18 protein-coding genes are annotated in these 18,322 nt (G+C 68.1%); 9 read left to right on the top strand and 9 right to left on the bottom strand.

Annotated features, from left to right (window positions below):
* Window positions 1-141: 141 nt before the first annotated feature.
* Both ACIBBB_RS00375 and ACIBBB_RS00370 read left to right on the top strand, forming a co-directional pair.
* Entirely contained in the window at window positions 142-1,671 is a 1,530-nt protein-coding gene (locus tag ACIBBB_RS00375; protein WP_189106532.1) for a UDP-N-acetylglucosamine 1-carboxyvinyltransferase, read from the top strand.
* Between the two features lie 371 nt (window positions 1,672-2,042).
* Window positions 2,043-2,498 (top strand): GNAT family N-acetyltransferase, encoded by a 456-nt coding sequence (locus tag ACIBBB_RS00370; protein WP_398978736.1) that lies wholly within the window; start codon window positions 2,043-2,045, stop codon window positions 2,496-2,498.
* 154 nt (window positions 2,499-2,652) lie between these two features.
* Here ACIBBB_RS00370 and ACIBBB_RS00365 read toward each other — a convergent pair whose 3' ends face one another.
* The 6 genes from ACIBBB_RS00365 to ACIBBB_RS00340 all read right to left on the bottom strand — a co-directional run bounded on the left by ACIBBB_RS00365 (window position 2,653) and on the right by ACIBBB_RS00340 (window position 9,009).
* Entirely contained in the window at window positions 2,653-4,065 is a 1,413-nt protein-coding gene (locus ACIBBB_RS00365; protein WP_398977176.1) for an aldehyde dehydrogenase family protein, read from the bottom strand.
* A gap of 143 nt (window positions 4,066-4,208) precedes the next feature.
* Window positions 4,209-4,658, bottom strand: coding sequence for a nitroreductase/quinone reductase family protein (locus ACIBBB_RS00360; RefSeq protein ID WP_398977174.1), 450 nt, complete (start codon window positions 4,656-4,658; stop codon window positions 4,209-4,211).
* A 268-nt stretch (window positions 4,659-4,926) separates the two neighbouring features.
* Window positions 4,927-5,832, bottom strand: coding sequence for an AraC family transcriptional regulator N-terminal domain-containing protein (locus tag ACIBBB_RS00355; protein WP_398977172.1), 906 nt, complete (start codon window positions 5,830-5,832; stop codon window positions 4,927-4,929).
* 547 nt (window positions 5,833-6,379) lie between these two features.
* Window positions 6,380-6,727, bottom strand: a complete 348-nt coding sequence (locus tag ACIBBB_RS00350; RefSeq protein ID WP_398977170.1) for a DoxX family protein — start codon at window positions 6,725-6,727, stop codon at window positions 6,380-6,382.
* Window positions 6,728-6,796: 69 nt separating this feature from the next.
* Window positions 6,797-8,113 carry an FAD-binding oxidoreductase gene (locus ACIBBB_RS00345; RefSeq protein WP_398977169.1) on the bottom strand — a complete coding sequence of 439 codons (1,317 nt, stop codon included), beginning with the start codon at window positions 8,111-8,113 and terminating at the stop codon, window positions 6,797-6,799.
* Window positions 8,110-9,009 carry an LLM class flavin-dependent oxidoreductase gene (locus tag ACIBBB_RS00340; protein ID WP_398977167.1) on the bottom strand — a complete coding sequence of 300 codons (900 nt, stop codon included), beginning with the start codon at window positions 9,007-9,009 and terminating at the stop codon, window positions 8,110-8,112. The genes ACIBBB_RS00345 and ACIBBB_RS00340 overlap by 4 nt, the downstream gene beginning before the upstream one ends.
* A gap of 67 nt (window positions 9,010-9,076) precedes the next feature.
* Here ACIBBB_RS00340 and ACIBBB_RS00335 point away from each other — a divergent pair, with 67 nt between their 5' ends.
* Window positions 9,077-9,433, top strand: coding sequence for a winged helix-turn-helix transcriptional regulator (locus tag ACIBBB_RS00335; protein ID WP_398977165.1), 357 nt, complete (start codon window positions 9,077-9,079; stop codon window positions 9,431-9,433).
* A 483-nt stretch (window positions 9,434-9,916) separates the two neighbouring features.
* The gene (locus ACIBBB_RS00330) at window positions 9,917-10,204 is read left to right on the top strand and encodes a hypothetical protein (RefSeq protein ID WP_398977163.1); all 288 of its coding nucleotides are present in this window, start codon (window positions 9,917-9,919) and stop codon (window positions 10,202-10,204) included.
* Between the two features lie 71 nt (window positions 10,205-10,275).
* Here ACIBBB_RS00330 and ACIBBB_RS00325 read toward each other — a convergent pair whose 3' ends face one another.
* On the bottom strand, window positions 10,276-11,919 hold the full coding sequence (locus ACIBBB_RS00325) for a hypothetical protein (protein ID WP_398977161.1): 1,644 nt from the start codon (window positions 11,917-11,919) through the stop codon (window positions 10,276-10,278).
* 377 nt (window positions 11,920-12,296) lie between these two features.
* Here ACIBBB_RS00325 and ACIBBB_RS00320 point away from each other — a divergent pair, with 377 nt between their 5' ends.
* The gene (locus ACIBBB_RS00320) at window positions 12,297-13,052 is read left to right on the top strand and encodes a class I SAM-dependent DNA methyltransferase (RefSeq protein WP_398977159.1); all 756 of its coding nucleotides are present in this window, start codon (window positions 12,297-12,299) and stop codon (window positions 13,050-13,052) included.
* A gap of 46 nt (window positions 13,053-13,098) precedes the next feature.
* Here the strand turns inward: ACIBBB_RS00320 and ACIBBB_RS00315 are convergent, their stop codons facing one another.
* On the bottom strand, window positions 13,099-14,340 hold the full coding sequence (locus ACIBBB_RS00315) for an MFS transporter (RefSeq protein ID WP_398977157.1): 1,242 nt from the start codon (window positions 14,338-14,340) through the stop codon (window positions 13,099-13,101).
* Window positions 14,341-14,701: 361 nt separating this feature from the next.
* A complete protein-coding gene (locus tag ACIBBB_RS00310; protein ID WP_398977155.1) occupies window positions 14,702-15,823 on the bottom strand; it encodes a ferric reductase-like transmembrane domain-containing protein in 1,122 nt (373 codons plus the stop codon).
* A 326-nt stretch (window positions 15,824-16,149) separates the two neighbouring features.
* On the opposite strand from ACIBBB_RS00310, the gene ACIBBB_RS00305 reads away from it, so the two are divergent.
* The 4 genes from ACIBBB_RS00305 to ACIBBB_RS00290 all read left to right on the top strand — a co-directional run bounded on the left by ACIBBB_RS00305 (window position 16,150) and on the right by ACIBBB_RS00290 (window position 18,322).
* Complete coding sequence (locus tag ACIBBB_RS00305; RefSeq protein WP_398977153.1) at window positions 16,150-16,689, top strand: DJ-1/PfpI family protein; 540 nt, start codon at window positions 16,150-16,152, stop codon at window positions 16,687-16,689.
* A 69-nt stretch (window positions 16,690-16,758) separates the two neighbouring features.
* Entirely contained in the window at window positions 16,759-17,073 is a 315-nt protein-coding gene (locus ACIBBB_RS00300) for a gas vesicle protein (RefSeq protein ID WP_398977151.1), read from the top strand.
* A 64-nt stretch (window positions 17,074-17,137) separates the two neighbouring features.
* The gene (locus ACIBBB_RS00295; RefSeq protein WP_398977149.1) at window positions 17,138-17,605 is read left to right on the top strand and encodes a gas vesicle structural protein GvpA; all 468 of its coding nucleotides are present in this window, start codon (window positions 17,138-17,140) and stop codon (window positions 17,603-17,605) included.
* A gap of 3 nt (window positions 17,606-17,608) precedes the next feature.
* Window positions 17,609-18,322 (top strand): GvpL/GvpF family gas vesicle protein, encoded by a 714-nt coding sequence (locus tag ACIBBB_RS00290; RefSeq protein WP_398977147.1) that lies wholly within the window; start codon window positions 17,609-17,611, stop codon window positions 18,320-18,322.

The following is an 18,322-nucleotide window of genomic DNA, read 5'->3' as shown; positions in this document are numbered from 1 at the left end:
GTGCGCGAATCGGGCCATGATGGGTCACGAGGTGCGTGCGTGCGCGCCTCAACCGCACGGTCGCCGTACGGTTGCCGTCCGCTCGCACGAATGGCGTATCTCAGCAACTCTCTCATCTCACATATGAGATAGCCTGTCGCCATGGCAGACGACTACCTCGTACGCATCGGCAAGCTCATCCGTGACGCTCGTCAGCACAGAGGCTGGACACAGACCCAGCTCGCGGATGCGCTGGCCACCAGCCAGAGCGCTGTGAACCGCATCGAGCGCGGCAATCAGAACATCAGCCTTGAGATGATCGCGCGCATCGGTGAGGCGCTCGACAGCGAGATCGTGTCGCTCGGTTACGCCGGGCCGATGCACCTCCGGGTGGTCGGCGGACGCCGGCTCTCCGGCTCCATCGACGTCAAGACGAGCAAGAACGCCTGCGTGGCGCTGCTCTGCGGTTCGCTGCTCAACAAGGGGCGTACGGTCCTGCGGCGGGTGGCGCGTATCGAGGAGGTCTACCGGCTCCTCGAAGTGCTCAACTCCATCGGTGTCCGTACCCGCTGGATCAATGACGGCATGGATCTGGAGATCGTGCCGCCGGCGGAGCTGGACATGGCGGCCATGGACGCGGAGGCCGCGCGCCGCACCCGCTCGATCATCATGTTCCTCGGTCCGCTGCTGCACCGCATGGACAACTTCCTGCTGCCGTACGCGGGCGGCTGCGACCTCGGTACGCGCACCATCGAGCCGCACATGATCGCGCTGCGCCGTTTCGGCCTGGACATCACGGCGACCGAGGGGCTGTACCACGCGGTGGTCGACCGCTCGACGTCGCCGGACCGGCCCATCGTGCTGACCGAACGCGGCGACACGGTCACCGAGAACGCCCTGCTGGCCGCCGCCCGGCACGACGGCGTCACCGTCATCCGTAACGCGTCCTCGAACTACATGGTCCAGGACCTCTGCTTCTTCCTGGACGCGCTCGGGGTACGGGTCGACGGCGTCGGCACCACCACGCTCACCGTGCACGGCGTGCCGAGCATCGACACCGACGTGGACTACTCCCCTTCCGAGGACCCGGTCGAGGCGATGAGCCTGATCGCCGCCGCCGTGGTCACCGAGTCCGAGCTGACGATCCGCCGGGTGCCGATCGAGTTCCTGGAGATCGAGCTCGCGGTGCTGGAGGAGATGGGCCTGGACCACGACCGTACGCCGGAGTACCCGGCGGACAACGGCCGTACCCGGCTGGTGGATCTGACCGTGCGCCCCTCGAAGCTGGAGGCGCCGATCGACAAGATCCACCCGATGCCGTTCCCGGGCCTGAACATCGACAACGTCCCGTTCTTCGCGGCGATCGCCGCCGTCGCCCAGGGCAAGACCCTCATCCACGACTGGGTGTACGACAACCGCGCGATCTACCTGACGGACCTCAACCGCCTCGGCGGCCGCCTCCAACTCCTCGACCCCCACCGGGTCCTGGTGGAGGGCCCGACCCGCTGGCGCGCGGCGGAGATGATGTGCCCGCCGGCACTGCGGCCCGCCGTGGTCGTACTGCTGGCGATGATGGCGGCGGAGGGCACGTCGGTGCTGCGCAACGTCTATGTGATCAACCGCGGTTACGAGGACCTGGCGGAGCGGCTCAACTCGGTGGGCGCGCAGATCGAGATCTTCCGCGACATCTGATACGCGGGCGCCACCGCACCCCGTCTGACCTGCTATGCAGCGGGCCAGGACGGGGTGCGGCGGCATCTCTGGGACTTCTCTGGAACTTGTGCCCTCGGCGGGCTACGGGCCACGCTCCACGGGCTCCGCGGACCAGCCGCGGCCACGCGAAGGTCGCGTCGATGGCGGCACTGCCTCGCGCGCCGGCGCGCGAGGCAGGAAGTGGGAATACCTCCGCAGTGTGAACCCGGGATCGGAGTGTCCGCGCTCGGCTGGTTCGCCGACGCGCTTCCCGGCGAGCCGGTGGATGGCAAACTCATCGAATGACCCAAAAGCCTGGGGGACACGGTGTGACACCCCCCGGCACTGAGAGCACCGAAGGTATGCGCACAGTGGAAATCGTGGTGGACGACCTCTCCGGCCCACAGATCGCCAGGTTCCTCGACGAGCACGTCCAGCAGATGCGGTCCATCACTCCGCTGGAGAGCAAGCACGCCATGGATCTCGACGCACTCCGCGAACCCGGGATCACGTTCTGGTCGGTCATGGACGGTAACGCCGTCGTGGGCTGCGGTGCGATCAAGAGACTGGAGGCAGGCCACGCGGAACTGAAGTCGATGCGTACCACGACGACGCGCAAACGAAGCGGGATAGCGTCCCTGCTTCTGGAGCACATCGTCACCGAGGCCACGCGCATGGGCTTCACGCGGCTGAGCCTGGAAACCGGCGCGGACGAGTTCTTCCTCCCTGCCAGAAGGCTGTACGAGAAGTTCGGGTTCGGCCCCTGCGAGCCGTTCGCCAACTACCGCCCCGACCCCAAGAGCGTGTTCATGACGAGGACGCTCTGACCCGGTTCACGTGCCGCGGTGGGCCTCACGGGAGGCCGGCTGCTGGCGGCCTCTGGCGACCGCTCGACGAGAGCGCGCCGACGCACGCCGGGATTCCCCAACAACCCCTTACCGAACCCATGTTCGCAGTGCCCACAGAGGTCGGCAGGGCCGGTCATACCATCACGGACCGGGGTTCGAGGAAGCCCTCCAGACCGAAGGTTCCGTACTCCCGCCCGATGCCCGACTGCTTGAATCCCCCGAACGGGGACAGCGGCTCGTAGCCGCCGTTGATCGACACCCGGCCCGCCTCAAGCCGTGACGCGATGCGGTGTGCCCGCTCGGGATCGGAAGAGAACACGTAGGCGTGCAGGCCATAGGCCGAATCGTTGGCGATCTCGACCGCGTGGTCCTCGTCGCGGTAGGTGATGACCGACAGCACCGGTCCGAAGATCTCCTCCCGCGCGATCGCCATGTCGTTCGTGACATCTGCGAACAGGGTCGGCCGTACGAAATAGCCCTCGGGAAGCCCATCGGGACGGCCGGGTCCGCCGACGACGATCCGGGCACCGTCGTCCACACCACGGCGTATGTAGTCCTGCACACGGTTCCACTGCTGCTCGCTCACCATCGGACCGATCGCGGTCCCCGGATCGCGCGGGTCTCCGGCCGGGAAGTCACCCATCTTTTCCGTGGCGACGGCGAGGAACTCCTCCAGACGGCTTTCCGGAACGAGAATGCGGGTGCCCGCCACGCACGCCTGGCCGCTGTTGGCGAAGCCGGCCATGAGCGCGCCCGTGACGGCTTGCTGAAGGTCGGCGTCGTCGAGGATGACCGATGGGGACTTTCCTCCCAGTTCGAGCGTCACACGCTTCAACGTGTCAACCGCCTGGCTGAGGATGATCTTGCCGGTCGCGGTCGAGCCGGTGAAAGAGATCTTGGCGACCTCGGGGTGACGGCTGATGGCGGACCCGACGGTGTCGCCACGCCCCGTGACGATGTTCAGGACGCCCTTGGGCAGCCCCGCCTCGTGCAGGGCCTGGGCGATGGCGTGGGTTTGTGTCGCGCTCATCTCGCTGGGCTTGATGACGACGGTGCAGCCGGCCGCCAAGGCGGTCGCGAGCTTGTCGCAGATGAAGAACGCGTCGGAATTCCACGGCGTGATCAGGCCGGCGACACCGACCGGCGCCAACTCGACGGTTGCCCGACCGATCTGTCGCGTGAAGTCGAAACTCTCCAGCGTCTCGATCATGTCGGCGAACGCGGTGACGGTGCTGTCGACCATGTACGTGTTGCGCCGCGGCGCGCCGTACTCCGTGAGAATGGCTTCCAGGATGTCCTCGCTCCGGGCGGCGACCGCGATCTGAAGCCGGCGCAGCGCGTCGATCCGCTCTTCTTTCGATGTCGCGGACCAAGCCGGCAGGGCGCGCTTCGCCGCCGCGACGGCCGCGTTCGCGTCCACCTCGTCGGCGAGCTGGACCTGCCCGATCACCTTCCCCGTGGTGGGATTGAACAGGTCGAAGAGTTCCGTGCCGTGCGGGGTGACGAACTCACCGTCGATGTAGACGTGATTGATCAGATTCTGCATCGAAGTCTCCGTGATCTTTTACTGCCGAAGCCCTCAGAACGGGCTGACGGCTCTGAGACCGGCCACCGCGTCAATTGGGCGTGCCGGAGCCTGCCCGTACGCGGGGAGGCATGGCGCACGCGGTGCCGATCTGGGGGTCTGTGCTACTCGGACCGAGCCGAAGATGGTGCCCGCAGCTGTTCGTCGTCGAAGACGATCTCGACCAGCGGGGCGTGCTCGAACCACTCGTCGAAGGTTTGGCGCCGGCCGACCCCGGCCGCGATGTCGGGCCGGTTCCGCAGGTCGAGAACCGCGGTGATCACTCGGCGCCGCGTCGCCTCGTCCACGGGTTCGGCTGTCGCGGGCAGGTCGGCTGCTACCCCGTGCTTGAGATGCACCATGAATCGTGGGTTGGCACGCAGGTTCGCGTACCAGCTGCGGCGGACGGGCATGCCGGTCAGGTACCAGCGGTCGCCGACATGGTGGAACCAGATCTCGATGCGGCGGGGCGTTCCACTGCGGCGGCCCACGGTCGTGATGTCTATCGTGCGCTCGGCCCTGGAGGAGTCCGGCCCGATGTCGAGAGCCCGGATGACAGCGTCTTTCACGGTCACGTTTCCCTCCTCCCGCATCGCAAGGGCCCGCCACCGGGAGTGGCGGCGGTGCGCCGCGGTGCTCGGCTCCTGTCGTTCCCTCCGGGGGGCGATTGATGAACGTTGGGTGAGGGGCCGACGACCGCCATTACCCGCCTCCTCGTGTTGACCACTTGACCACTCCGGAATCAGGAACTGGCTCCGTTACCTCCATCGAAACAACTCCGCGCGTGCCCCGCCAGCAAAATCCTCTTGCGTAGTTGCACAATCCTCTTCAAGAAACGAGTCTTCACGGGAGTGCGGCCGGCGCGGGAGCGGCCACGTCGCGCATGCGCGCCGCATCGCGGCTCGGTGCCGCACCGAACAGGCGCCGGTACTCACGGCTGAACTGTGAGGAGCTGTCGTAGCCGACGCGATGGCCGACCCCGGTGATGTCGTTCGGGTGGTTCGCCAGCAGCAGTCGGGCCGCTTGGAGCCGGATGTGCTTCTGGAACTGGATCGGGGTCATCGCGGTCACGGCCTGGAAGTTCTTGTGGAACGCGGAAACGCTCGTCCCCGACAACTGGGCCAGTTCCTCGACCCGGAACGACCGGGTGTAGTTTTCCTTGATCCACCGCACCGCCCGCGTGATGTGGCTCAGGCTGCTGTCCGCGAGACCGAGCTGACGGACGATGTCACCCTGCTCGCCGGCCATAAGACGCCAGAGGATCTCACGCTTGACCAGCGGGACGAGAGTTTTTCGGTCCCGTGGCCGGTCGAGCAGACGCAGCAGCCGCACCATGGCGTCGAGCAACTCGTCGGGGGCGTCACTGACCGCGATTGCCAGTCGCGCGCCGCTGGTCGACCGCGGTAGATCACCCGGCCCGGCCTGCAACAGCAGTTCGGCGATGACCGAGGGTTCCAGGGTCATCCCGAAACCGAGCGCGGGGCGGTCCGGGACAGCGTCGACGAAGTGGCCCGTCACCGGGAGGTCGACCGAGGTGACCAGGTACTGACCAGGAGCGTAAGCGTAGACACGGTCGCCCAGCGCAAGGCTCTTGCGGCCCTGGGCGACAACCGCCAGCACGGTCCCGGACATCGAGGACCCTGACGAAACAGTATGGTCGGCCCTGCAGACCCGAACGCCGTCGATGGCCGTGGTCGAATCGGGGCGCACATGTCGTTCCAGTAGGCCGCGCAGCTCTTCCAGAGGCATACCGCAATCCCAACACACAACCTGGGGCAACCGTCGGACAGCGAAAGGATTGTGCAAGAAGAGCCCTCGGTACTGGCGGGCTCTCGTGTTCAACTGTCGCCGGTTCCCCGAGGAATCCAGCCCGCGGGTGACCTGGCGTATCCAGCCCGCGGGTGACCTGGCGTGATCACCAGCGGCGAGGCGGTCGCGTACGTGATCTGCCCGGCGGCGAAGCGGCGGACACTGGGTGTGATGTGGCTCCGCTCGGGCGTGCGAGCAAGGGCCGACCTCGACGATGACTTATCGACCTTGAGAGCTCTCCGCCAGGCGACTGCCCCGTGGCAAGCAGCGCCTCCTCCCGCTCGGTCCTTGCTGATCCAGCCCCGCTTGCGCGGCGAGGCCAGGGACTTCGTTTCGCCGGGGGCGCCGAGCTTGTCGGCGTTCAGCTTCGCCCGCCCGTTGTGCTGCACCTCGGTGGTGACCTTCGCGGCCGGTCCGGCCCCTCCGATCCGGTGGTGATGTCGCCATCCACAACAGATCGGAGGGGCCCTCACTCATGTCGTGGCCCTCAAGCGCTGAGAAGCCGCAGCGCCAGATCGGCCGCCGCGACGAGAAGAATGATCACGGGTGCGGCGATGTTGGTGTCGCGGACACGCAGATGAGCCGCGCCGGCGCCGATGAAGTAGACGATGACGCCGACGGCGGCGGCCACCCCGAGCGGCCAGACGAAAAGTCCCGCCACCAGCCCGACGGCTCCGGCAGTCTCCGCAGCCGCCAGAGACCACACTCGATCCTCGGGGAACCCGACCTGCCGCATCGTCTTCATCTGCGCGGGGTCCCGTCGTAGCTTTCCGATCGCGGAAAAGACGAGCAGAGCCGCCAGCAGGACCGAGACGATCACAGTTGCGATGAACATTTCATATCTCTCATGAGTTGGTGTGGGATGGTGCGTGTTCTCAGGGGAGTTGCCATCCGGGGCCGCTGTTCAGCGGTCAGCGGTGGCCTGGACGCGCTGGAACAGGCCCTCGGGGTCGTACCGCGCGGCCAGTTCGAGAACTCTGTCGCCGACGGGCCCAGGGAAGGCCCGGCGGAAAGTGCGGGCATCGGGTCTGCTCTCGAAGTTGCGGTAGGCGCCGTCAGCGAACGGTTCGAGGGCTTGTACGGCCGCGTCCAGCTCGGCCCCGCCCGCGGGCGGGAAGGTGCTGAAGACCGCGAGCACCTGCTGGTGCCGGTGCGCGTACGCGGTGTCGGCGGGGCCGGTTCTGTTGACCGCACCACCGACCGACCGCAGCTGGATCAGCGGCCCGCCGGGGTGAGCCGCGACGTCCATCAGGGCGCGGGCGCCGGCCTCGGTGAGCGCAGGCAGGAGTGCGTTCGTCGTGGTGGACGGCTGCTGCCCATGGTTGCCGTGCCGGTGCTCGCGGGGCAGGAGGGCGGTGTAGGGAGCAAGTCGGGCCCGCACGTCGAGCAGCCGGCCGCCGATCGCGGTGAGCGGTTCGACCAAGGCGCGGATGCGGTCGGGGTTGTCGTCCGCGACCACGGCGGTGAGCTGCAGGACGTGGTCGGGCCCGTGGGGGAGGACGATGCCGTTCACGGTAAGGGCGTCGGGTGCCTGCGCGAGATACTCCGACCAGCGGCGAAGAGTGGCGCCGCGGCGGTCGGCGGTGACGGTGATCTGGGCGATGCCGAGCGTACTCAGTGGCATGGCGTCGATCTCGAACGCCGTGACGATGCCGACTCTGTCGCCGGCGCCTCGAACCGCCCACAGGAGTTCCGGGTTCTGGTCGTGGTCGGCGCGTGTGCGCGTCCCGTCGGCGAGGACGATGTCGGCCGCGCGGACGTGGTCGACGGTCAGCCCGTACGCGCGTACCAGCCATCCGACGCCGCCCGCGGTCGCCAGGCCACCGACGCCGACGTTGCCGTGGTCGCCGGAGCTGATCGCGAGTCCGTGCGGCGCGAGGGCCGCCGCCACGTCCGCCCAGCGGGCGCCCGGCTCAATACGCACGATGCGGGCGCCCGGGTCGATGACCTCGACGGACCGCATCGCGGAGAGGTCGATGACGATGCCGCCGTTGTTGGAGGAGCGGCCGGAGAGCCCGTGACCGCCGCTGCGGACGGACACCGGCAGGCCGGTCTCCCGGGCGTGATCGACTGCGGCCGCGGCCTCCGTCGCGTTCTGCGGCATGACGACGAGCGCGGGGGAGGCGACGGCTGTGTACGTCGAGCGCAGTCGGGCGTAGCTCGGGTCCTGCGGGCGGACGACACGCTCACGCAGGACATCGGGGAGCGGCAATACGGTCATGACCTGCCGCGGCGTTCCGCCACCGCTTCCCGGACCGCGGGAACGACCTCGGAGGCGAAGAGTTCGAGCTGCGCGGCGGGGCGCGCGGTGGGCCAGAAGACGAACGTGTCGAAGCCCAGCTCGACGGCCCAGACGGTGAGGGTGTCGATCCACTTCCCGACCGTTCCGGACAGCCCCTGGCCTCGGTGCTCGGGACCGATGGCGCCAAGCACGTTGTAGACGCGCCGCACCTCGCCCGGGTCACGACCGGCCCCGCGGGCCGCATCGTCGATTCGGGCCTGGAGGGCGGCCACGTTCTCGGGAGGGACGTAGATGTTGAGCGGGCAGATCCAGCCGTCGCCGGCGCGGCCGGTGGCCGCGAGCATCCGCGGCTTCTGGCTGCCGAGCCAGACCTCGACCGGCCGCGGCGGCACGGGCCCGGCCTGATATCCCGCGATCTGGTGGTGGCGGGTAGTGGTCCGGACGGTCTCACCACGCAGCGCCTGCCGGAGAATCCGGACGGCCTCCTCGGTGAACTCGACCATGGCGCCGCCTTCGCGCGGCGCCCCTCCCATCGAGGCGATGCCCTGAGGGCTCGCCCCTCCCCCGACCCCGAGGGTGAGCCGGCCGCCGGCCATGGACGCGAGGGACGCCGCCGCCTTCGCGAGGATCGTCGGCGGCCGCAACTGCAGATCGATCACGTCGGACAGGGCGGAGATCCGGTCCGTCCGGGCGAGGAGGTAGGTCAGCATCGTCCAGACGTCGAGATGTCCCGGCTGGTACGGGTGGTCCTGTACCGCGAGGTAGTCCAGCCCGGCTTTGTCGGCCTGACGCGCGAGGGCGAGGGCCTCGGCGAAACCCGCAGCGGACGGATCGATGCTGACCCCGAATTGGAGGGGGCGTCCAAAATCTTTCATGTGGTCGATGCTCCGCAGACCGGCGGCGCCTTGCAAACAAGGGATTAGGTACTTACTATACGTAAGCATGAAAGAGAACGTCCCCGGTCATGGCGCCCACCACCTCCCCTCGATCCTCGACGAACAGGAGTGCCGGAGCTTCCAGACAGCCGTCGAACTGGTCGGCCGCCGCTGGAGCGGAGCGATCCTGCTCGCCGTGTCCCGCGGCGCGGAGCGCTTCGGTCAGATCGTCGCTTCCGTCGACGGACTCTCGGACCGCCTGCTCTCCCAGCGCCTCAAGGAGCTGGAGGCTCAAGGGCTCATCGTCCGCACTGTCGTGCCCACCACCCCCGCACACGCCGTTTACACCCTGTCCACCGACGGCAAGAAGCTGATGGCCGCCCTGCAACCCCTCGTGAACTGGGGCGTTGCCAGCAAGCGCTGATCTCTCCCCCTCCCCGCCGACGTTCTCCGCCGGTTCCTTCTGCGCGGCGGGGCGTTGAGCAGGAGAGCGACCGGGTGTCGCCGTCAACCGCAGCCGCACCGGCCCGTACGGCGTGGCCGAGGTCGCCGTGGCCGAGACGGGGGATGAAACCTCCACCGGGAGACCCAGCGGCTGTCCATCAACGGCGAAAGCCTCGCCGGCCGTCTGATCAACACCGGCACCCCCGCCAAGAAGTGGCCGGGGGCAGTCGGCCCGGGTGGCGTGGCGGCGAATCTCGAAGATCGCGCCACGGGCGTATTGCCTCTGTGTGACAGGAGACTGACGGAGTGTCAAACCTGTGTCGCGGTCATGACATCATCCGGGAAAGCTTGTTCCGCCCGAACGCTTGAGGCCATCGTCGTGGTGCGGCCTACGACTCCGTACGCCGTAACCACCCCGGCGCGTGACCATCAAGCGCGCCACCGTTCGAGGAGGACCCTCTCGATGGCAGCAGTACGCGACACCACGCGGCGGGCCGCCGTGGCGATCACCACCGCGGCGATCCTGGCGGCGGTACGGGCGTCGGGACCGGCTCCCCGAACAAGCTGCTCAGGCTCGTCCCGTAACGACAACCGCCGCACCGCCGCACGACGCACGACGACCGGGGATCCGGGCGTGGGACGGTACGTCTCCCACGCCCGGGTCCCCGGCCCGCGTCACACGCGGGGGCAGGGGCCGTACGACCGCCCTGCCGTTCGGGTCACCGAAGGCGGGCGGCTCCGCTCCGGTTGAGATGCGCGGCGCATTCGCCATGCCCCCCCACGACACCAGTCATGGGTTGTACCCGCCCCTGGTTACGCCCATTAGACGATCGGACTGGTCCGCGTGCAGTTCTTCCACTCCACCCACGGCCGCGCCCCACCGTTCTTCGGCCCCGTCGCGTACGTCGGATCCCCGGTGATGGTCTGGTTCTTCTCCTCGTGCGTGATATCGATGCCGAACAGCTTGAACCCCATCGTCACCTGACCGGCCGAGATACCGAACCCGATCCCCAGTGAGGCGTTCCACCAGTCGGTGTTGGCCTTGTAGTCCAGGCGGGACAGCTTGCCCTTGTCGTGCAGCAGCCGCTCCAGCGGGCCCGCGTCACCGCCCGGTACCTCCGCCGCCTCCGACGGCGTGGGCAGGGCGTCGCCGGCGGGGAAGTCGCCGCGGCCGCGCAGCCAGTCCTCGACCAGCTTGCTGTCCGTGTCGTTGTCCAGGACCAGCTCCGCCGACTCCGTGTGGATCTGCGACTCGATGGTGCCGCCACCGCCGCCGACGTCGATGGTCACGGGCGTACCGGGGACATTGGCGCCCGCTCCGACCTGTACGCCGCCGCCCTCGCCGTTCTCCTCGCTGGTGGTGATCACCAGCTTCTCCGGGCGGTGTTCCTTGCCGTCCTTCTGCTCCTGGTCGTAGGTGGCCGCGTCGTACGTGACGGCGACCTGCTGCATCCGGGTCGCCTTCCCCTGCGCGCCCTGACCGCTCTTGCCGTCGACGCTGAAGGTGTAGACGAAGGTGATCTTCCCCGCGTCCGGGCCGGTGTTGGTCCGCATGACCACGACGTCCTCGGTCATCGAGCCGGTGAGCCCGTCGGCCGAAACACTGCCGAGGTCCTTGGACTTGCCGTTCTCGTCCTTGCCGCCGGCGCCCTTCTTGAAGGACTTGCCGAAGCTCAGACCGCCCGACGCGTCGGTGGTGGTCTTGGTGATGTCGACGTCCGGCATCCGCTCGGGGTTGGCCGACTGCATCTGCGACACGGCGCTGTTCTTGCAGCCGACCTGGCTGATCGGCGAGACGGGTGAGCCGATCATCGCGTCGCACGTGTCCGATTGCTTGAGCGCCGCGGCGAACTCCTCGGCGTCGGCGAGGTTCGCGGCGAGGTCGGCCTGCGGGTCGTCACTCTTGTTGCTCGCGAACACCCACTGCCCACCCTGGCCCTTGCCCTTGCTGTAAGTGCCGTTCAGCGAGGCGCTGCCGCCCCAGTCCTTCAGCCCCGGAATGCCGGCCGAGACGCTGGCCGTGACACCGACACTGCTGTCCGTCACGCGCTCCAGGGTCACCGTGCCGTCCGACCACTGCTGGACCTTGAGCTGTTCCGAGCCGCTGATCTTGATGAACAGGATTTGGATCACGACCGTCGTCTTGGTCTGCTCCTGGGAGAGCAGGCACTTCGCGGGCTGGAACGGGTCGCCGGGTATCCCGCCGTCGTCGCCGTCCCCGCCGCCTCCCCCTCCGCCGTCGTCCCCGCTCCCGCCACTGGAGTCGCAACCCTCGCCGCCGTCACCCGCGTTGACGACCCGGCACACCGCGTCCTGGAGGCCCACCGCCGTGTCGGCCGGGACGGTCAGCGCCACGATCCCCGCGACGACCGCCGCGACAACGCCGATCAGCGCGACGTACTCGACACCGCCCTGGCCCCTGTCGCGAGCCCGACGCGACCTCGGTACGCACTCCGTGCCGTTCATCCGGACTCCTCGCCCAAGCCGTCACCCGTTTCCCGAGCAAAAGAAAGACTAAGGACGAGACAGGGCCCAGACGCAGGGCCTCAGGGCCCAGTTACGGGCCCACCGGAGGTGATCATTCAACTTCGTGATTTCGGACCCGGCCTCCTGGCCGGTGAGGATCCGTATCACCTCCGCGATCGGTGTTCCTTCACTCCGCTCGGCCCGGAATCAACTGACACGGTGCGAGTCGTTCAAAGGACGACGCCAGGACGTTCCCGAATCGGTCGGATTGGGGAACTCTCCCCACCGGTCGCCCGACGTGTTGAGTGGACCCTCGTCATACGGCACGGGCTCCCGGCCGTGCTCGACGGCGACTCGACCTTCCAGGAGGATTCTTCATGGAGAAGCACGGGCCGGAGACCTATGGCGAGCTGAACGCCGACGTGTACGACGAGTGGCACGACATCGACCCCACGGAAGCGGTGAGGTTCCTCGCAGAACTGATCAAGGAGGGTCCCCCGGGACCGGTCCTCGAACTGGCGGTGGGTACCGGCCGGGTGACGATCCCGTTGGCCGCGGAGGGCGTCGACCTGCGAGGAGTCGACGCCTCCGAGGCGATGGTGGCACGCATGCGCGCCAAGCCGGGTGGGAACCGTATCCCGGTGGTCATCGGCGACATGGCGGACGTCGACCCGGGCACCGACGACCAGTTCGCGATGGTGTTCGTCGTGTTCTCCACGTTCTTCTTCCTGATGACCCAGGAGGAGCAGGTGCGCTGCTTCGCCAACGTGGCCCGTCGGCTGCTTCCCGGCGGCCGGTTCGTCCTCGAATGCCCGATGCCGGACGTGGCACGGTACGACCGCGAACAGCGCGTGGAGGCACACCAGGTGGGTCTCGACCACGTACGGCTTACGGCGGTCCGTCATGACCCCGTCGAGCAGCGCTTCGAAGGCCACCACGTACTGATCACGAACGGCGGAATCCGGCTGGCGCCCGCGTTCATGCGCTACGCCTGGCCCAGCGAACTCGACCTGATGGCCCGTCTGGCGGGCCTGGAATCCAGCGGCCGGTGGGGCGGCTGGCGTGGTGAGAAGTTCAGCGGCGAGGGCAACTACGTGACCGTCTACGAGAAGCCCGCGACGCCGGCCTCCTGATCGTCCGGCGGACCGGGGCGTCGCCGAGCACTGCGACGCCCCGGCTTTACGCCGCGGTGCTCAACCCGGACTCGTTGCCGCTCAGCCGACGCGCGGCCACGAACACCAGCGGTGGCAGCAGGACGCACTGCGCGGCGACGGCCAGCCAGAACCCCGCAAGCAGCTCCGCCCGTTCGAACAGCCCGTACACGGTGCCGCCGACCACACCACTGAGCAACGCGCCCACGCCGACCGCCAGTCGCTGCTGGCCGAACGTCACCGCGGCGGAGCGTTTCGACAGCGCCAGCGCCTCCAGTTCGTTCTTCAGGAACAGCACACCGGTGCCGACGCTCATCGCGGCGGCACCGGCCGCCACACCGGCGGGACGACCGGTGGCGAACGCGGCCATGCCAACCGCCATGAAGGAGAAGCCGATCGCCATCGCCATCGAGTGGCGCGTCCGGCCGACCCATCGTGCCGCCAGCGGCTGGACCACCACCAGGCCGAACGAGTAGCCCATCATGATCGTGCCGTACAGGGCAGTGGCCAGCCGCCCCTCCGCGTATACGGACAGGTATTGGTAGAACTGCATGTAGAGATAATGAGTGAGTGCCGTCACCGCGAAAGGCACGCGGGCCAGGCCGCGCAGCACCCGCCGGAAGGGCTCCACGGCCGGCTGCCCGCCCTCGGCCGGACGCTCGGGGCACAGGAGAAAGTGGCCGGCCAGCAGCACCGAGTAGAGGGCCGTGCTGAGAGTGAACAGCAGGGCGGGTTCACGGAGGAACAGTGCCCCGGCCACCGGCCCGAGTGCGATGCCGAGGTTGCTGGCGGCGTTGCCCGCGGATACCACCTGCGGGCGCTGCTCGGCTGTCGCCGACTGCACCAAATAGGCGCGGTACGCGGGCGAGTAGAGCGCACCCGCGCCGCAGCTGAGGAAGAGGGCCACCACCATCAGCGCGGGCTCACCCATCCCGCCCAGGTATGTCAGCGCCCCCAGGGTGTACAGGCAGGTGGCGAGCACCAGGCACCGTTTCAGACCGATCCGCTCGGCGAACGCGGCGGTGAACGGTGCGCCGGCGAACTGCACCAGCGTGGCCGCGCCGAGAATGACGCCGACCTGCGCGATCCCGACGCCCAGCCGCTCACGCAGCAGAACGGCAAGGTACGGGTAGACGGCGAAGGTGCCGATATTGATGAGCAACCCGCCCACCAGCAGCGCGAGTTGTGCGCCGGTGAGGACGCGCCACGCCTGGAGCGCAGGGAAGCCCCGCCGTCGGGTGCTCGCGGAGGGTGGTGTCGACGTGGTCATCGGCGGCCGGCCCAACACCTGGCGTCTTCGCGTCCACGCACTGCCGCCTCCCTCCTTCGAACAGCCCGCCCCCTGCCTGAGAAGTCGTCGGCGACGCTCATCGAGTTCCCGGCGGGTTCGGACGGGCGCGCCGGAAGTCGGCCGTAGCTGTCGTCGTGCGCCCGCCGGGGATTACGGGACAGCCCTTGGGGGCGGAATGGCGAAGGAGCTGACGGATCCCAGTGGTAATTCTTCGGGAACCCCTTTTCGGTGCTTCGTGAGCGTCGCGCCAAGGATTCTTCGGTTTCCCTGGAAATAAGGGAGCCTTCGGTCCCGATTCTCCGAATCCACCATGCGTCCGGCGGAAAACGCCTGCGTGGCGTCAGACCCGGTCGGCCGAGTCGGTCGCGCGCTCCTCCGCGGGCGCGGGCGCGGGGGCCGCGGGCTTTGCCGGACCGGCGGCTCGGGGCCGGAGCCTGAGAACAACGGCGACGACGGCCAGCGTGAACAGCACCAGGCCCGCCCAGATCACCCACTTGTGCGGCCACGGCACAAGAGCGCCGTCCTTGGGCGAGCGGCCGCCGTCCACGCCGGTGACGACGACCGCCACGAGCCCCAGGATCGTGGCCACCACAACGATCCTGCCGAGCAGCCGCGCACTGATCGGCAACGCGACGTCACGGCGCCGGGGGCCGCGCAGTCGCAGGCGTTCGCCCGGACGGGCCGGTGCCATCAGACGGACCAGGAGCAGGACGGCGATCGGGATCTGCAAGGCCCACACCATGGTGCGGAAGGGGCCGTCGAACCACGCCTGGCTGCTGTACAGCAGCGTGTGCCAGGCGCTGAGGACGTAGACCACGATGACGAAGCGGTGCAGGGCCAGCCACATGCGCGAACCGGTCCGGTGCCGCAAGTAGAAGGCGAGACCCAGCGGGATGGCCAGGTACATGGCCAGCAGGCCGATCAGGATGGCGACACGGCCGGTGCCGGTGGCGTATCCGCCGGGGACGAAGACGTCGACGAACGCGGTCCACACACTGCGTCCGAGCGACCACTGATCCTGGTTGGTCTTGATCTGGTCGGTGAAGAAGAAGAGCGCGTGCATGAACATCAGACCGATGGTGGTCAGGCTCGTGGTGCGGTGCCACTTCTCCAGCCGGGCCGCCGGCAGCCGGTCCCAGCGGGGTCTCGGACCGGAGCGCATCAGCCCGAATATCACGGTCCCGTAGGCCCACAGCATCGCTGACCAGCCGAACGCCTGGCACATCCAGTACATCCAGTACTCGCCCGCGTCCGCCATCGCCGGCATGAGCTTGACGGTCGCCGATGTCCCGTTCTCCGCACGGACGTAGAGCAGCCAGTAGATCAACACCGTGACCACCAGGGCCAGTGAGGCGTCCGGCACCGCACCTCGCAGATCGGCGCGCAGACCGGCCCAGTCGAAACGGGCACGCTCCTTCCCCTGACGCGAAGAAGGCGTCACCGCCCCCGAGGACTTCGCCATCACTCAACTCCGGTTCCCGTACGGCGTGCCACGGGACACCGATGGTGAAAAGCCCGCGGCAACGTTGGTCTGTACCACGCTTCCTGCGGTGGAGAGTAACGATGATTTCCCCACCACGGAAGACAGCGATCCGGACTCCGCATTTCACGGGCATTCGAAAAAACATCACTATCTCCGGGAACTTATCGGGGGAGTTGAACGACTGGAGTGGCGGTCACACCGACAACGCGGACACGTCCGGGAACTGGACGCGGATTTCTCCCGACACCTTGTGCAGAGATGAATCCAGGGAGGTCGGCGGGTACACGGCCAAGGACGGGCCGGGCGTGAACCACGTCATCGCCGACCGGGGATTCCTGCGCCGGCTGGCCGCCTCGGAAGCGCTCCCGGTGGGGATCTGTACCGGCGTCATGGTGCTGTCTGCCGCAGGGCTGGCCAAGGGGCGCAATGCCACCACGCACGCGGGGGCGAAGGCGGATCTGGCCGCCCAAGGCGCGACGGTGATCAACGCACGCGTGGTCGACGACGGCGACCTGATCACCGGCGGTGGCATCACCTCCGGACTGGACGTCGCGCTCTGGCTGGTGGAGCGGTTCGTGGGCGCGGAACTCGGCGCAGCGGGTGGAGACGGTACTGGAGTACGAGCGGCGAGGGACGGTGTGGCGGCGGGCGTGAGCCTCGGGACGCCGATGCGCTCGGTCAACTGCCCGAGCGCGTCGCGAGTCCGTGATCCTCATGGAGTCGGCCCCCGCGCCCGTGGTCGAAGGCCCGGTGTCGCCGCCAGGTGGAGTGTCGGGCGGGGTCCTTCGGGGCCGGGGCATTTCGCGTCATGCATACGTTCGGATCCCACGGGCACTCGCAGTTGAAGCCACGGATGAATGGCTGACCGACGACTCCGACAGGAAGTCCCGGACGACCCACGACGGGCGGAGAACATGGCGACGACTGACAGCACCGACAGCAAGAACGGCAAGAGCGCCGAACGCGGCCAGGGGCGTATCGACGTCGCCACGGCCATGCGAAGGGCCGCCGGTCAGCTTGCGGAGTTGCTCCAGTGCGAGCCCAGTTCCGTTTCCGCGCTGAAGGCGACGGACGACGGCTGGACCGCCGACGTGGAGGTGGTCGAGATCGAGAAGATCCCGGACACCACGAGTGTGATGGCTTCCTACCGTGTTTCCCTCGACGGTCAAGGCCAACTCCTGGGCTACGAACGAATTCGCCGGTACTCGCGGGGGCAGGTCGACCACTGAGTCCGCCGCCCTTTCGTATTCGTTCCGGACCGTGTGACACAACTCATCGGAAGGAAGGCCGACCATGAGTCTCGTACAGCAGAGCAATGCCACGAACAGCACAGGCGGAAGTGGATCCGGGAACCTCTACGACGTCCTTGAGCTCATTCTCGACAGGGGGCTCGTCATCGATGCCTTCGTCCGCGTGTCCATCGTCGGAATCGAGATACTCAAGATCGACGTCCGGGTCGTCGTCGCCAGTGTCGACACCTATCTCCGATTCGCGGAGGCGTGCAACCGCCTGGACCTCGAATCGGGCCGCAAGGCTCCCACGCAGCTCACCGACATCGTCGGGGACACGGTGGAGAGCGGCGCCAAAGGCAAGTCGAAAGGAGCGCTGACGGGCGCGGTCGAAGCCTTCAGCGACTCCTTCAAGAGCGGACGCGACAGCGCCGACGAGGACTCCGAGGAGAAGGACAAGGAGCGCCGCCCGGCCCGTAAGTCCACCGCGTCCAGCAGCAGCCGCCGTACCGCGCAGCGCCGGGAGGAGTAGCCGATGCCCACGTACATCTACGCCATCACCGGGGCCGATCACCCGATGCGGCTGGAGGGCCTGAGCGGTGTCGGAGACCCGCCGTCGGACCTGCGGACCGTCAGGACCGGGGACCTCGGCGCCGTCGTCAGCGACACGCCGCCGTACCTGCGGGCCAAGCGGCGCGACCTGGTCGCCCATCAGAGCGTGCTGGAGCGGCTGATGGCCGAGGGGGCCGCCCTGCCGATGCGGTTCGGCCTCGTCGGTCCCGACGACGAACAGGTGCTGGCCGCCCTGGAGCAGGAGCGGGAGAGCTACACCGCCCGCCTCGGCGAGCTCGACGGACGGCTGGAGTACAACCTGAAGGTCTCACGCCCCGAGGAGAGCCTGCTGCGGGAAATACTCGCCGCGTCGCAGGACGTACGGCGACTCAGTGAATTCACCCGGCAGAATCCCGGGGCCCAGAAAGAGAAAATGGCTCTCGGTGAACTCGTCTCACAAGAGATCCAGGTGCGGCAGGGCACGGTGGGGAACGAGATCACCGCCGCGCTGACCGCCGAAGCGGAGCGCGTGTCCGCGGGCGAGCCCACCAAGGCGCACTTCCTCAACATCTCCTTCCTCGTGAAACGCGACGAGGCCGCGGAATTCTCGCAGGCGGTGTACGAGGAGGCCGAACGACGGGGCGACGACTACGAGTTCACACTCAACGGTCCGTTGCCGCCCTACAGCTTCGTCTGA

Origin of the sequence: Streptomyces sp. NPDC051217 (assembly GCF_044455465.1) — a bacterium.
GTDB lineage: Bacteria > Actinomycetota > Actinomycetes > Streptomycetales > Streptomycetaceae > Streptomyces.
Note: the sequence above shows the minus strand (reverse complement) of the source record. Positions and strands in the feature narration are given on the sequence as shown.

Bases quoted from the DNA above. Each gene is read 5' to 3' on its own strand.
- ACIBBB_RS00375 (WP_189106532.1), top strand. From the start codon at position 142: ATGGCAGACGACTACCTCGTACGCATCGGCAAGCTCATCCGTGACGCT.
- ACIBBB_RS00365 (WP_398977176.1), bottom strand. From the start codon at position 4,065: ATGCAGAATCTGATCAATCACGTCTACATCGACGGTGAGTTCGTCACC.
- ACIBBB_RS00355 (WP_398977172.1), bottom strand. From the start codon at position 5,832: ATGCCTCTGGAAGAGCTGCGCGGCCTACTGGAACGACATGTGCGCCCC.
- ACIBBB_RS00350 (WP_398977170.1), bottom strand. From the start codon at position 6,727: ATGTTCATCGCAACTGTGATCGTCTCGGTCCTGCTGGCGGCTCTGCTC.
- ACIBBB_RS00345 (WP_398977169.1), bottom strand. From the start codon at position 8,113: ATGACCGTATTGCCGCTCCCCGATGTCCTGCGTGAGCGTGTCGTCCGC.
- ACIBBB_RS00340 (WP_398977167.1), bottom strand. From the start codon at position 9,009: ATGAAAGATTTTGGACGCCCCCTCCAATTCGGGGTCAGCATCGATCCG.
- ACIBBB_RS00335 (WP_398977165.1), top strand. From the start codon at position 9,077: ATGAAAGAGAACGTCCCCGGTCATGGCGCCCACCACCTCCCCTCGATC.
- ACIBBB_RS00330 (WP_398977163.1), top strand. From the start codon at position 9,917: ATGGCAGCAGTACGCGACACCACGCGGCGGGCCGCCGTGGCGATCACC.
- ACIBBB_RS00325 (WP_398977161.1), bottom strand. From the start codon at position 11,919: ATGAACGGCACGGAGTGCGTACCGAGGTCGCGTCGGGCTCGCGACAGG.
- ACIBBB_RS00320 (WP_398977159.1), top strand. From the start codon at position 12,297: ATGGAGAAGCACGGGCCGGAGACCTATGGCGAGCTGAACGCCGACGTG.
- ACIBBB_RS00315 (WP_398977157.1), bottom strand. From the start codon at position 14,340: ATGACCACGTCGACACCACCCTCCGCGAGCACCCGACGGCGGGGCTTC.
- ACIBBB_RS00310 (WP_398977155.1), bottom strand. From the start codon at position 15,823: ATGGCGAAGTCCTCGGGGGCGGTGACGCCTTCTTCGCGTCAGGGGAAG.
- ACIBBB_RS00300 (WP_398977151.1), top strand. From the start codon at position 16,759: ATGGCGACGACTGACAGCACCGACAGCAAGAACGGCAAGAGCGCCGAA.
- ACIBBB_RS00295 (WP_398977149.1), top strand. From the start codon at position 17,138: ATGAGTCTCGTACAGCAGAGCAATGCCACGAACAGCACAGGCGGAAGT.
- ACIBBB_RS00290 (WP_398977147.1), top strand. From the start codon at position 17,609: ATGCCCACGTACATCTACGCCATCACCGGGGCCGATCACCCGATGCGG.